This is a genomic window from Lentisalinibacter salinarum (genome assembly GCF_040706555.1).
Classification (GTDB): Bacteria; Pseudomonadota; Gammaproteobacteria; order Steroidobacterales; family Woeseiaceae; genus Lentisalinibacter; species Lentisalinibacter salinarum.
The window spans coordinates 85601-97430 of sequence record NZ_JAPDRH010000003.1 but is presented as its reverse complement, the minus strand read 5'-3'; the positions used below and the strand labels follow the sequence as shown (position 1 = coordinate 97430).

Here is an 11830-nt window from a genome sequence, read left to right as displayed (position 1 = left end):
CCGGCGCGGCTCCGACACTGACCCATGAAGGAAATCGGCGCGGCACGCCGCCACCATGCTGACAGGTCCGGCGCTGCCCCGTGCGCCGGCCGTGAGAAACGGAAGGAGGGAAAATTGGCACCGCGTGCGGCGGAAAGCGGCGCACCACTGCGGACGGCCGGCTTCGCTGCAGCGGTGTTCGACCTGGATGCCGTCCTGACCGGCGCCCGGATGCGCCACGCCGAGGCATGGAAGCACGCCTTCGACAGGTTGTTCTGCGCGATCGAGTCGCAGGCGGAGCGCCCGTTCTCCATCGAGAGTGAATACGCCGCCTGCTGCCATGGTCGGCCACCGATCGACGCCGCGGCCGCGGTGCTCGCGGCTCGCGACGTGCAACTGCGCCCGGGTACGCCGGATGCCCCCCCGGGTATCGGCAGCATCCACGCGCTGGTAAAGCTGACGCACGAGATGTTCCTCTCCCTGCTCGACGCGCGGGGCATCGACCGGGGGGGCTCCGCGCTGGGCCTGGTAGCGGAGTTCCGTCGGAAAGGACTGCATACGGCCGTGGTGTCGCCGAGCCGGCACTGCATACCGGTACTCGCGGCAGCCGGGGCGTTGGAACTGTTCGATGCAAAACTCGACGGAACGGATGCGGCGCGGGCCTCCCTGTCGCCGAAACCGGCACCGGATTTTCTGACTGCCATGGTGCATGAGCTCGATGTTCAGGCCCGGCAGTGTATCGCCGTAGAAGATTCAGAGGCCGGGATCAGGGCGGCACGCAAGGCCGGATACGGCCTGGTGATCGCGATTGCCCGGGACGGGCCGGACCAGGCGGAAGCCCTCTCGCGTCTGGGTGCCGACACGGTTCTGGACGATCAGTACCTTGACGAATTCGACACCGCGGGTGTCTCGCCGCTCAGCGGTTCGGAACTCGAGGTTCTGCGAGATCGTCTCGGCGGCGCCGCTCCGGCGCTGTTTGTCCACTACGAGGGCACACTGGCGTCGAAAGCGGGACTTCCGGCCGACGACCCGCGGGCGGAAAGGCTCAAGCGGCTCCTGGCGCGGCTGGCCCGACGTTATCCGACGGCAGTAATCAGCGAATGCGATCTGGAGAAATTGCGCAGCGAACTCGACGTACCCGGCCTCGTCTACGCCGCCAGGGACGGCCTGGAGGTGGAGTTGCCGGACGGACGACGCGAGCAGCACCGGCCGGAGTCTGCGGCGGGCATGGCCTGGGACCGGGGCGAAGCGTTGCAGCGCCTGCTGTCACTCCTCGGCCTCGCCGAGGACGGCTCGGTGGTCCCGGTCTACGTGGGAGACGACATCAAGGACGAGGACGCTTTTGCGGCGATCGATGAGCGCGGCATCGGGATCTCGGTCGGAGGCTCCCCGGAATCGACCATCGCGCCCTTCACGCTGCCGGACCGGGAAGCGGTGTGCCGGTTGCTGGCGTGGTTCAGCCGGCAATAAGCCGGCGCGAGCTCAATCCCGCGCGAGCCTGCGGAGTTTCTGCCGGTCGCAGCCGAGGTGTTCGCCCCGGTCCGCCGATACCGGCTGAAGGACGCCGTCCCTCTTCAACTCGGCGACGATGCGGCTGACGCTCTCGGGCGTCACCCCGAGTGCCTCGCCCATATCCTGGCACGTGAGCAGTTCCACCTCGCCTTCCGGCAGACCGTCCTCCATGCGCTCCAGATACAGGATCAGCCGCGCTACACGGCTCCTGATGCGGCCGGTGGAGAACTCAGTGATCCAGACATCCGCCTGACGGATGTGCCCGTGCAGAGACTCGAGCAGGTCGATGTAGCGATGCGGCCGTTCGGCGCGCAGACGGCGCAGGTGACTGGCCGGCCAGCATCGAACGTTCACGTGCCCGAGGGTGACCGCGCTGTGGGGAGAGACGGCTCCGTCCTCTTCCGCGACCGGCATACCCAGAACCGAGCCGGGCCCGCGCAGGCCCACGATGCGCGCGCGGCCGTTCGGCAGGTGCCGCACGAGCTTTACGAGGCCGTCGCGGATGACGTACACGCTCGAAGCCCTGCTACCTTCCCGGAGCAACATGGTTTCCGGCCCGAAATGTCTCTCGGAGGAAACCGACACGGGACCGCCGTTCGGTCCGGCTGTCGGGTCTCCGTCTCCCCGGTTCCGGAGCAGATGATTCTCGGGAATCATGTCGCTCGTGTCGACGGCCTGCGTCATCCCGGACATTTTCCAGCGTCCCCCTTGAAGCGATTCATCCTGATTCCGGCGACGGTTGGCTCCGTCGCGGGAGACGTACTCGGTCTCCGCATTCAGTGTGGCGGCAGACAGCGCTGCCACCAATACCGGAATCGGGGTATAGGCTTGTCGGGAAACGCTGATTGAGGCAGACGGCGCCGTCTCGCCGGCTGCCGGGCGGGCGCATCGAGAAACCGCAATGTGGGCCGCGGCAGGTACGGGCTACGGTCCCGGCGATGGAAATCAGCAACTACTACGTGCCCGTCGCCCTGATCCTACCTCTCATCGCAATTCTGGGCATCCTGTGCGTCACCCTCGGCATGAGTTTCGTCCTCCGCCGGCGGCGCGGCCGGGAACAGCCGCAACGCGGCGACGGGCGACGGGACGAGCGATAAGGCTTCCCCTGCTGCGCCGCGCGAGGTGTCCGACCGGGATATCAGCTGCCGGCCATCTCCTTCAGCTTCTCCGCCTGCTCTTCGGTGACCGGATAAAAATGACCCAGGCCGCAGGACGCGCCCGGCGACAGCCCGGAGCACCGGTACGGCAACTGGTTGCGATAGATGTCGCCGTTGCGCATGTGGAACAGGATGTTGCGATCGTCGACCACCTCGGAACGCTCGATCCGGATCAGGCTCAGGCATTGTTCCGGCGGACCCGACACGAGGTCGAGCGCTTCATTCATCTGCTTGTCTTCTGCCGTTGCCTGTCCCGCTGCCAGCAACACAAGGCACGTCGCGGTGAAGAGTGCGCTGCTTCGCATGGTTCCTCCGGAGAACTGCTACACCCCTTACGCTAGGCCCGGCCTGCCCCTGCGGGCATTGAAAAAGCGCAATCGAGCCGGGTTGCGGCCCTGCCGTATTGCGTCCGCTGCGCCGCGCCCGCATCATCGCGTTGCACTGCCACCCCGCCACGCCCGAGGGAGCCCCGATGATCCACCGAACGTTAGATGTCCTCTCCTCCACCGCCACCTCTTTCCTGCGCGGCTTCAACGGTATCCAGGCCCGTCCGGCCCTGGACAAGCCGGAGAAGATGCTGGAGCTCTACGAGTTCGAGGGCTGCCCGTTCTGCCGTCTGGTGCGGGAAGTGCTGACGGAGCTGGATCTGGACGCGGTCATCTACCCCTGCCCGAAAGGCGGCGAGCGCTTCCGGCCCGAGGTGCTCGCCCGGGGCGGCAAGACGCAGTTCCCGTTTCTCGTGGACCCGAACACCGGTGCCAGCATGTACGAGTCCGCGGATATCATCGAATACCTGTTCGTCACCTACGGTCGGCGCGACGTGCCCTTGCGGTGGCAGGCGCAGAACCTGCAGAAGTTCACGTCCACCGTGGCCGGAATTCCGCGTTTCACCGCCGGCACCCGGGCCCGCCCCGGCGGCAGTCGTCCGGAACGGCTGCTCGAGCTCTACAGCTTCGAGTCGAGCCCGTTCGCACGCGTCGTGCGCGAGCGGCTGTGCGAACTGGAGATCCCGTACATCCTGCGCTCGGCAGGCCGGACAAAGGCGAGCGACTGGGTGCCGCCCGTCGTTCGCGACGCGCTGGGCATTGAAGGCCAGCCGGAGCTGGAGAACCGCCGCGCGCTGAAGTCCCGCGCGGGACGCGTCTCCATCCCATACCTGGTGGACCCGAACACGGACACCGAACTGGCGGAGTCCGGCGACATCGTGGAGTACCTGAACCGCACCTACGGCTGAAGCTCGGCCGCACGCCGCCGCCGGCCGTCCTACAGGAAGAACTGGGCCAGGTAGGGGTTCAGCAAGCGGCCGTCCGGGTCGAGCCGCCGGCGCATCTTGCGAAAGAACTCGAGCCGGCTGCCCAGCGAGGCGGCGACCTGCCCGGCCGAGAGCCCGTCCGTCTGGTCGAGAAACGGGATCCCGTTCCATTTCTCCGCGAAATCGGCGAACTCGAGCACGAAATCCTGCCACTGCGGACGGGGTGTGCTCACCGCCCGCAGCACGAACACCGGTCCGTCGAACGAGGGCGACAGCAAAGCGCTGCGGTCCCGGGCGAGCCGGTAGCCGACGGTGGGCATGTCGCAGCGGAACCGGGTGCGGGCGTAGTAGTCGCGACAGAATTCCCGGTAGGCCTGCACGATCAGCGGAAACTCGGCCGCCGGGAAGCACCAGCTGGAACAGGCGAGCCGGCGTCCGCCCCGCCCCCCCGGACGGGCTCCGCCCTGCTCCACCGCCGCGCTGCCGGCGTGGACGGGGGCGCTGAACAGCGTCTGACCCGCTCCGTTGATGCGGTCGATCATGCCGTAGCGCAGAGCGGGGATCGGCACGATCCAGGACATGGAGTTCGTCATCGCCGGCAGGATCGTGCTCTCGCCCCAGTCCTTGATTTTCCACAGCAGGCGGTTGACGTGGGTGTCTTCGTCGCCGTTGCGCCGTAGCTCGAGATACACCTGATCGCGGAATGGCAGCAGGTAGAAGCGCAGACCCAGCTTCGATCCCAGCAGCCGGCCGGAGACGGCCGCGAGCTCGGCCGTGCTGCAGCGCCGCCGCCGGATCGTGAAAGGACTCATGGGCCGCACCCGCAGCGTCACCTCGTGGATGACGCCCAGCAGGCCGTAGCTCAGCCGGAACATGTCCAGCAGGTGGGGACGGGAGGCGTCCACCGTGAGTTCGCCGCCCTCGGGCGTGACCACCTTCATGCTGACGACCTGGCTGGAGAACAGGCGGGTGCCGACGCCGGTGCCCGGACCGATGCAGGCGCCGGCCACCGCCCCGCCGACCGTTCGACCCATCAGGTCGTGTCCGCCGGCGAGTTCCAGCCCGTAGCCCGCCAGTTCGTCGGCGAGACGCTGCAATCGAAGCCCGGCCTGCACGGTGACGTGCTCGTCGCCGACCTCGAGGACGCCGTCGAGGCCTGTCATATCGATCACCGTACCCCCTTCGGCCACCGAGCAGGGAGTGGACGCGCTGCCGGCGCCCATCGGGCGGAGCGGTGCCGGCAGGCCCGAGCCCGTCCGCAACAGATCGCGCAGCGCCTCCGGACTTTCGGGCCTGGCCACCGGCGGGGCCGGCGTGCGGCGGGCGGCGCGCCGTGGTGTGACCGATCGACCATTGCCGTGATCGCCATGGATCCAGTCGCGGACCCGGTCGTGACTGACTGCGTCTCTCATCGGTGTCGTTCCTCCGCGGGACCGCTCCCGCCAACGGGCTGCGGCACGTTGCGGGTCACAGGTCCCGGCACGAGAATGAGCGGAGGATGGCCCGGGTGGGCGTGGTGCGGCAGGACGCCGCATCGCGCTTCCGTCTGGCAGCTCCGCTGTCCCGGCGACGGCCGGGGACCGGTGGCTTTGCGACCCGCCCTTTCGAACGGTGTGCCCTTTTCAAACGAACGCCGAGCGTCGCACGGGGCCGACAGACTGTCAATCGTGGGCAGAGCCCGACACGTTCCGGCACGGCATGATGTCAAATCGCCGCGCAAATACAGCCCGGCCGATGTCCGTTTGCCGGGGCTCGCGTCTTCGGTTTGCCACTATGCCGGGCCCTCCCCGTTGCTGCTTAAATGCCGTGGGTTACCGCCAAGAGTCCGGGAACAAAAATTCGGGGAGAGCGATGTACATCAATCCGGAGTCCGTCCTGCGCTGGATCCACATCCTTGCGATGGTCTACTGGCTGGGCGGTGAATGGGGCGTCTTCCAGACGTCTTACAACGTGGCGAATCCGAAACTCTCACTGGACGAGCGCCGGCGGCACATGGAGACCGCCTACCGGATCGATATCCTCGCCCGTACGGGCATCATCCTGCTGCTGCCTCTCGGTCTGCACATGGGGTTCAACCTGGGTGTGCACGATTACGGCGGCGGCTGGCTGTGGCTCGTGTGGATCGTCGCCTTCGCGTGGCTGTCGCTCACCTGGTCGGCATTCGTCTACCGGGACACCGACCGGGGACTGCGGCTGACCAGGATCGACGAGGCCGTCCGCTACGTCGTCATCCCCGCGCTGTTCCTGGCCGCTGTCTGGTCATACCTGACGGACTGGCCCTTCCGCGCGGACTGGTACTCCACCAAGGTGCTCATCTACAGCCTGCTGCTGGTGATCGGCCTCGGCCTTCGCTTTATCATGCGCCACTGGGTACCGATCTTCCGCGAGCTTGCCGAGAAGGGCCCGAATCCGGCGCTGGAGCAACGGCTGGCGTCAGAGCTCGCTATCGGCCGCGGCATGGCCTACGTGTACTGGATCGGCATTGCTTCCGTGGCCTTCCTGGGCGCGACAAAGCCATTCTGAAGCCAACGCCACGCCGCCATTGGCAAGGTCCGGGTAAAACCGGGACAATGCGCGCGGTTGAGCGAGGCGCCGGCGGCGCCATATCGGAGACATGAGCGGAGAAGAAATCAGCCGGATGAGCCTGGACGAGCTGCTGGTGCGCAACCGCAGTCTGCGTGCGCAGTTCAGCGAGGATCCCGGCCTCCAGGACGAACTCCAGGCGCTGCAGCGCTGGCAGGCAGGCCGCCTGGAGCAGACCTATGCGGACCTGCAGGAGCGGGAACGCTACCGCCCCGGCGTCGAGTTCTTCCTCGAAGAGCTCTACACCGACAAGGACTACCTGCCCCGCGACACCCAGCTCGAACGTGCCTCGCCCATCCTGAAGCGCATGCTGCCCGCCCAGGCTCAGGAGTCGATGCGCATGGCCGTGCAGCTGGAGGTGCTGAGCCAGGAACTCGACGGCGAGATGACCCGGCAGCTCGGCGCCGGCACCACGATCGACGAGCAGAGCTACGCGGAGGCGTACCGCAAGGTGGGCCGCCGGGACGACCGCGAGCGCCAGATCGGATTCATCCTGGAGGCCGGCCGGGACCTGGAGCGCCTCGTCAAACTGCCGATGATCTATACCCTCGTGCGCATGGCCCACGGCCCGGCCCATCTGGCGGGCTTCGGCGCGCTGCACGACTTCCTGGAAGACGGTTTCAGGGCCTTCCGTGCCATGGGCGGCGCAGAGGAATTCCTGCATGCCATCGAGGACCGTGAGACCCGCATAATGGAACAGATATTCTCGGAGCATCCGCAGCCTTTCCGGCTCTCCGACGACGCCGAGGCGCCGCCGACGGAGGCGCCGGGCTGAGGCCGCCTATTCGTCCCGCTGCAGGATTTCGATCAGCTCGTCGGCCTCTTCCGGATCCACCGGATGGAATTTGCCGAGACCGCAACCGGCCGCCGGCCTAAGTCCACCGGCAAAATCGGTCAGCACCGTGATGATATCGAGATCGCACAGGCGGCCGGTGGGCACCTTGTACATGAAACGCTCTTCGCGGGAGAGTCCCGGGCAGGCGCGCGGCAGCTGATTGCGATAGACCGTGCCGTTCTTCATGTAGAAGAAGATATTCTCGTCGTCGACGACTTTCGTGCGGTCGACGCGTATCAGCTGCACGCAACGGACCGCCTCCGGATCGTCGGCGGCGACATCGGTGGGCTTCGCTTCCCGCGGGCTGCTGGCACAGCCTGCGAGGACCAGTGTGACTGCTGCGACCAGCACGCCTCGTGGCCAGCTCTTGTCCATGTTCATAACGTCCTCCCTGTCCCGGCTCCCGCCGCGTATCGGTGTTCCTGTTGGTATAGTACCGCGTTAGCGCAGCCGTCAAGTAACCGGGAGGTGGAGGCCGGACAATGGAAAGTGCGAAGCCGGAAAGGATGCTGAAGGCGTTCATGCAGGGACTGGAGAAGCGCAACGCCCACGAGCCCGAGTTCATCCAGGCCGTCTGTGAACTCGCCCGCTCCGTGATGCCGCTGGTCCACGCCAACAGCGCCTACCGCCAGGAACGCATACTCGAACGCATGACGGAGCCGGACCGGATCATCGTTTTCCGCGTGACCTGGGAGGACGACAACGGCAACGTGCACGTGAACCGCGCCTGGCGCGTGCAGTTCAACCGCGCGATCGGCCCGTACAAGGGCGGGTTGCGTTTCCACAAGACGGTGAACCAGAGCGTGTTGAAGTTCCTCGGCTTCGAGCAGACCTTCAAGAACAGCCTCACGGGTCTGCCGATGGGTGGCGGCAAGGGCGGCTCCAATTTCAACCCGAAGGGTAAGTCGGATCGGGAGGTGATGCGGTTCTGCCAGAGTTTCATGACCGAGCTCTTCCGCCACATCGGTCCGGACGTGGACGTACCGGCGGGAGACATCGGCGTCGGCGGCCGCGAGATCGGCTACATGTTCGGCCAGTACATGCGCCTGACCAACGAGTTCGAGGGGGTGCTGACCGGCAAGGGCCTGTCTTACGGCGGCAGTGCGGTGCGCAAGGAGGCGACCGGCTACGGTGCGGTGTACTTCCTGCGCAACATGCTGGAGCGCGCCGACGAATCCCTGGAGGGCAAACGCATCGCCATCAGCGGCGCCGGCAACGTCGCTTTGTATGCAGCCGAGAAGGCCATCCAGGAAGGCGCGAAGGTGGTCACCCTCAGCGACTCCCACGGCCACATCCGCTGCGAAGCCGGCCTCGAGGCCGAGGCTCTCGAGGAGATCAAGGAGCTGAAGTTCCGCGCGCGGGGTCGCCTCGCGGAGCTCGACGGCAGGATCGGCGGGGTCGCATACACGGAGGGCGAGGCGCCGTGGGGCATGCCCTGCGACGTCGCCATGCCCTGCGCCACACAGAACGAGATCGGCGCGGAGGCTGCCGGAGCGCTGGTGGACCACGGGCTGATGGCGGTCGTGGAAGGGGCGAACATGCCCTGCACCGAAGAGGCCATCGAATGCTTCCGCGAGCATCGGGTGCTGTTCGCGCCGGGCAAGGCCGCCAATGCCGGCGGCGTGGCGGTCAGCGGGCTGGAGCAGACCCAGAACGTCGCCCGGGTCAGCTGGCCGCGCAACGAGGTGGACCGGCGGCTGAAGGAGATCATGCGCGACATCCACGACAAGTGCACCCACGAGATGGAAGATGACGGCGGCATCGACTATATCGACGCCGCCAATCGGGCCGGATTCCGCAAGGTGGCGGAGGCCATGCTGGCCTACGGCGTAGTCTGAATCCGGCCGCCACGTTGCCCGCGTTGTCCGGGCGGGCGAGAATGCTGCCATGGAGCTCCCCGACCTGCTCCTCCGCTGGCTCGCCGTCGCCCTCCACGGCCTGCTGGCGGTCATCGGAGCCATACACGCCCTGCTGTACAAGCGCGATCCCCGTTCGGCGCTCGGCTGGATGGTGGTCTGTCTCGCGATCCCGTTCCTCGGTCCGCTCGGCTACTACATGTTCGGTATCAACCGGGTGCGCACACGGGCGAAGAAGCTGCGCGGCGGCCATTTCCGCATCGGTTACGAGAGCGGCGACATCATCACCCAGGAGGACCTGGCCGAGCACGAACCGGGGCGCGGCCATATCGGTGCCGTCGTCTCCCTGCGTCCGCTGCTCGAGGGCAACAGCGTCAGCGCCCTGCACAACGGCGAGGAAGCCTATCCCGCGATGCTGGAGAGCATCCGCACCGCCGAACGTCAGGTGCTGCTCTCCAGCTACATCTTCGAGAACAACGTCACCGGCCGCCGCTTCGTTGACGCTCTGGCGGCCGCGCAGGACCGGGGCGTCTCCGTCCGGGTGCTGGTGGACGGCATCGGCGAGCTCTACTCCTGGCCGCGCATCAGCCGGCTTCTGGACCGCCGCGGACTGCCGGTGGCCCGCTTCCTGCCGCCGCGCCTGCTGCCGCCGACCCTGCACCTGAATCTCAGGACCCACCGCAAGATCCTGGTCGTCGACGGCCGCGTGGGCTACACGGGCGGCATGAACATCGGCGACCGTCACATCGTCGGTGCGGACGGCCGCCGCCGGGTCGTGGACATGCACTTCCGGCTGGAAGGCCCTGTGGTGCGCCAGCTGGCCGACGCGTTCTGGGACGACTGGCTCTTCGCTACCGGCGAGCCGCCGGAGGAGACGCCGGAGGCCGACTGGTCCGTCGCGCCGGGGCGAAAGCGCTGCCGGGTGATCACCGACGGACCCAACGAGGACCTGGACCGCATCGCCCTGGTGATGCAGGGCGCCATCGCCGACGCCAAGCGCAGCGTCTGGCTCATGACGCCCTACTTCCTGCCCTCCCGTGAACAGGTGGCCCTGCTCCAGGCCGCCGCCATCCGCGGCATCGAGGTGAATGTCATCCTGCCGGCGAAGAACAACCTGATCTACATGCACTGGGCCACGCGCAACTCGCTGCTGGAATTGCTGCAGTGGGGCGTGCATGTGTATTACCAGCCGGGACCCTTCGTCCACACGAAACTTTTCCTCATCGACGATGACTATTGTCAGATAGGTACGGCCAACGTCGACCCGAGGAGCCTGCGGCTGAACTTCGAGCTGGCCGTCGAGATTTTCGATTCGAGTTTCGCGCGCAGCATGATAGAACACATGGAAGTGACCCGGGCCCGCTCCCGGGCGGTCGGCTATCGGGAGATCGCCGACCGCTCGGTGCCGGTCCGGTTCCGGGACGCCATCGCCTGGCTGTTCTCGCCTTACCTCTGAGGCCCGATGCCACATGGTCAGACTGACGGAGAACATCGTACTGCCCGACGACGAACTGGAGATGAGTGCCGTGCGCGCCGCCGGTGCCGGCGGCCAGGCCGTGAACAAGCAGTCCACCGCCATCCATCTGCGGCTGGACATTCCCGCCTCGTCGCTGCCCGGCAACGTCAAGCGGCGGTTGCTTGATCTCGGCGACCAGCGCATCAGCAACGAGGGCGTGCTCGTCATCAAGGCGAGGGAACACCGCAGCCAGCGGCAGAACCGGCGCGAGGCCGTCCAGCGCTTGCGCGAGCTCGTGCGCCTCGCGAGCGTCTCCCGCAAGCCCCGCATCCCCACCCGGCCCGGGCCGGCGGCAAAGCGGCGGCGTGTGGACGAGAAGAAGCGCCGCGGGACGGTCAAGTCCCTGCGGCGGAGCCCGCCCCGGGATTGACGGGCGCGGCTTTCGCCCGCCGGCAACCATCCTTACCATGCACGCACTATGAGCACTATGGACACCAGCCGTTACGGTCGCCCCGACCCGGTCACGCTGCCCGCCCTGCTGGTCGGCGTGCTGCCGATCGTGGTGGTCAATCTCTGCCTCGTGATCAGCATCCAGGCACAGACCATCCCGAACTGCATCCCCTACCTGGAGGGCTGCACCTCGGTCAGCGCCGCCGGGCGCAACCCGCCGGCCATCTACCTGTTCCGTCTGGTGATGCTGCCGACGGCTGCGGCCCTGATCCTGTTCTGGATCATCAACCATCGCTGGCTGAACCTGCTTCGCGGCGAGCCGGAGCCACGCGGCGCCGTGATCCTGTGGCTCGGCGTGATCGGCGCCGTGTTCCTCGGCGTGTACGTGACCTTCCTCGGCACCGAGGGCGACTTCCAGCGGCTGATGCGCCGCTACGGCATCTACGTCTTCTTCGCCTTCACCGCACTGTCCCAGCTGCTCACCGCCCGGGACATGCTGGCCAGCGCGGCGACGCGGGACGACCGGCGCATCCGGCTGCACGCACTCATCATCCTCTGGCTGTGTGCGGGCATGCTCGCGATGGGGCTCACGAACGTGGTGCTGAAAGCCATCCTGCCCGACCCGGATCAGGCCGAGAATGTGATCGAGTGGAACTTCGCCATCCTGATGCAGGCGTTCTTCCTCGTCGCCTGGCGCTCATGGAAGCACACCGGGCTGGAGGCGCGGATGCTGCTGGGCCCGCGCTAGCT

Annotated in this window: 13 protein-coding genes and 1 riboswitch; of the genes, 9 read left to right on the top strand and 4 right to left on the bottom strand. The window is 67.0% G+C overall.

Annotated elements, in window-relative coordinates:
• Positions 1 to 24 precede the first annotated feature (24 nt).
• The gene (locus ACJMKZ_RS10925; RefSeq protein ID WP_405233260.1) at positions 25 to 1449 is read left to right on the top strand and encodes an HAD-IA family hydrolase; all 1425 of its coding nucleotides are present in this window, start codon (positions 25 to 27) and stop codon (positions 1447 to 1449) included.
• Positions 1450 to 1461: 12 nt separating this feature from the next.
• Here the strand turns inward: ACJMKZ_RS10925 and ACJMKZ_RS10920 are convergent, their stop codons facing one another.
• The gene (locus ACJMKZ_RS10920) at positions 1462 to 2148 is read right to left on the bottom strand and encodes a Crp/Fnr family transcriptional regulator (protein ID WP_405234147.1); all 687 of its coding nucleotides are present in this window, start codon (positions 2146 to 2148) and stop codon (positions 1462 to 1464) included.
• 281 nt (positions 2149 to 2429) lie between these two features.
• Here ACJMKZ_RS10920 and ACJMKZ_RS10915 point away from each other — a divergent pair, with 281 nt between their 5' ends.
• Positions 2430 to 2588 carry a hypothetical protein gene (locus ACJMKZ_RS10915; RefSeq protein WP_405233259.1) on the top strand — a complete coding sequence of 53 codons (159 nt, stop codon included), beginning with the start codon at positions 2430 to 2432 and terminating at the stop codon, positions 2586 to 2588.
• Between the two features lie 41 nt (positions 2589 to 2629).
• On the opposite strand, the gene ACJMKZ_RS10910 is transcribed toward ACJMKZ_RS10915, so the two are convergent.
• Entirely contained in the window at positions 2630 to 2953 is a 324-nt protein-coding gene (locus ACJMKZ_RS10910) for a hypothetical protein (protein WP_405233258.1), read from the bottom strand.
• Positions 2954 to 3120: 167 nt separating this feature from the next.
• Between ACJMKZ_RS10910 and ACJMKZ_RS10905 the strand changes: the two genes are divergently transcribed.
• Positions 3121 to 3882 (top strand): glutathione S-transferase N-terminal domain-containing protein, encoded by a 762-nt coding sequence (locus tag ACJMKZ_RS10905; protein WP_405233257.1) that lies wholly within the window; start codon positions 3121 to 3123, stop codon positions 3880 to 3882.
• Between the two features lie 29 nt (positions 3883 to 3911).
• Here ACJMKZ_RS10905 and ACJMKZ_RS10900 read toward each other — a convergent pair whose 3' ends face one another.
• Entirely contained in the window at positions 3912 to 5312 is a 1401-nt protein-coding gene (locus tag ACJMKZ_RS10900; protein WP_405233256.1) for an FAD-binding oxidoreductase, read from the bottom strand.
• Between the two features lie 133 nt (positions 5313 to 5445).
• Positions 5446 to 5528: riboswitch (cyclic di-GMP riboswitch) on the bottom strand.
• A 223-nt stretch (positions 5529 to 5751) separates the two neighbouring features.
• Between ACJMKZ_RS10900 and ACJMKZ_RS10895 the strand changes: the two genes are divergently transcribed.
• On the top strand, positions 5752 to 6423 hold the full coding sequence (locus ACJMKZ_RS10895) for a hypothetical protein (RefSeq protein ID WP_405233255.1): 672 nt from the start codon (positions 5752 to 5754) through the stop codon (positions 6421 to 6423).
• A 91-nt stretch (positions 6424 to 6514) separates the two neighbouring features.
• A complete protein-coding gene (locus ACJMKZ_RS10890) occupies positions 6515 to 7258 on the top strand; it encodes an FFLEELY motif protein (protein WP_405233254.1) in 744 nt (247 codons plus the stop codon).
• A 6-nt stretch (positions 7259 to 7264) separates the two neighbouring features.
• Here ACJMKZ_RS10890 and ACJMKZ_RS10885 read toward each other — a convergent pair whose 3' ends face one another.
• Entirely contained in the window at positions 7265 to 7699 is a 435-nt protein-coding gene (locus tag ACJMKZ_RS10885; protein ID WP_405233253.1) for a DUF6491 family protein, read from the bottom strand.
• 101 nt (positions 7700 to 7800) lie between these two features.
• On the opposite strand from ACJMKZ_RS10885, the gene gdhA reads away from it, so the two are divergent.
• The 4 genes from gdhA to ACJMKZ_RS10865 are packed head-to-tail and all read left to right on the top strand — an operon-like array spanning position 7801 to position 11828.
• Positions 7801 to 9156, top strand: coding sequence for an NADP-specific glutamate dehydrogenase (gdhA, locus tag ACJMKZ_RS10880; RefSeq protein ID WP_405233252.1), 1356 nt, complete (start codon positions 7801 to 7803; stop codon positions 9154 to 9156).
• A 49-nt stretch (positions 9157 to 9205) separates the two neighbouring features.
• On the top strand, positions 9206 to 10630 hold the full coding sequence (locus tag ACJMKZ_RS10875; protein ID WP_405233251.1) for a phospholipase D-like domain-containing protein: 1425 nt from the start codon (positions 9206 to 9208) through the stop codon (positions 10628 to 10630).
• 13 nt (positions 10631 to 10643) lie between these two features.
• Positions 10644 to 11060, top strand: a complete 417-nt coding sequence (gene arfB / locus ACJMKZ_RS10870; RefSeq protein ID WP_405233250.1) for an alternative ribosome rescue aminoacyl-tRNA hydrolase ArfB — start codon at positions 10644 to 10646, stop codon at positions 11058 to 11060.
• Positions 11061 to 11108: 48 nt separating this feature from the next.
• The gene (locus tag ACJMKZ_RS10865; protein WP_405233249.1) at positions 11109 to 11828 is read left to right on the top strand and encodes a hypothetical protein; all 720 of its coding nucleotides are present in this window, start codon (positions 11109 to 11111) and stop codon (positions 11826 to 11828) included.
• Positions 11829 to 11830 lie beyond the last annotated feature (2 nt).

What these genes read in the sequence shown, in the direction of transcription:
- ACJMKZ_RS10925 (WP_405233260.1), top strand. Translation starts at nt 25, where the DNA reads ATGAAGGAAATCGGCGCGGCACGCCGCCACCATGCTGACAGGTCCGGC.
- ACJMKZ_RS10920 (WP_405234147.1), bottom strand. Translation starts at nt 2,148, where the DNA reads ATGATTCCCGAGAATCATCTGCTCCGGAACCGGGGAGACGGAGACCCG.
- ACJMKZ_RS10915 (WP_405233259.1), top strand. Translation starts at nt 2,430, where the DNA reads ATGGAAATCAGCAACTACTACGTGCCCGTCGCCCTGATCCTACCTCTC.
- ACJMKZ_RS10910 (WP_405233258.1), bottom strand. Translation starts at nt 2,953, where the DNA reads ATGCGAAGCAGCGCACTCTTCACCGCGACGTGCCTTGTGTTGCTGGCA.
- ACJMKZ_RS10905 (WP_405233257.1), top strand. Translation starts at nt 3,121, where the DNA reads ATGATCCACCGAACGTTAGATGTCCTCTCCTCCACCGCCACCTCTTTC.
- ACJMKZ_RS10900 (WP_405233256.1), bottom strand. Translation starts at nt 5,312, where the DNA reads ATGAGAGACGCAGTCAGTCACGACCGGGTCCGCGACTGGATCCATGGC.
- ACJMKZ_RS10895 (WP_405233255.1), top strand. Translation starts at nt 5,752, where the DNA reads ATGTACATCAATCCGGAGTCCGTCCTGCGCTGGATCCACATCCTTGCG.
- ACJMKZ_RS10890 (WP_405233254.1), top strand. Translation starts at nt 6,515, where the DNA reads ATGAGCGGAGAAGAAATCAGCCGGATGAGCCTGGACGAGCTGCTGGTG.
- ACJMKZ_RS10885 (WP_405233253.1), bottom strand. Translation starts at nt 7,699, where the DNA reads ATGAACATGGACAAGAGCTGGCCACGAGGCGTGCTGGTCGCAGCAGTC.
- gdhA (WP_405233252.1), top strand. Translation starts at nt 7,801, where the DNA reads ATGGAAAGTGCGAAGCCGGAAAGGATGCTGAAGGCGTTCATGCAGGGA.
- ACJMKZ_RS10875 (WP_405233251.1), top strand. Translation starts at nt 9,206, where the DNA reads ATGGAGCTCCCCGACCTGCTCCTCCGCTGGCTCGCCGTCGCCCTCCAC.
- arfB (WP_405233250.1), top strand. Translation starts at nt 10,644, where the DNA reads ATGGTCAGACTGACGGAGAACATCGTACTGCCCGACGACGAACTGGAG.
- ACJMKZ_RS10865 (WP_405233249.1), top strand. Translation starts at nt 11,109, where the DNA reads ATGAGCACTATGGACACCAGCCGTTACGGTCGCCCCGACCCGGTCACG.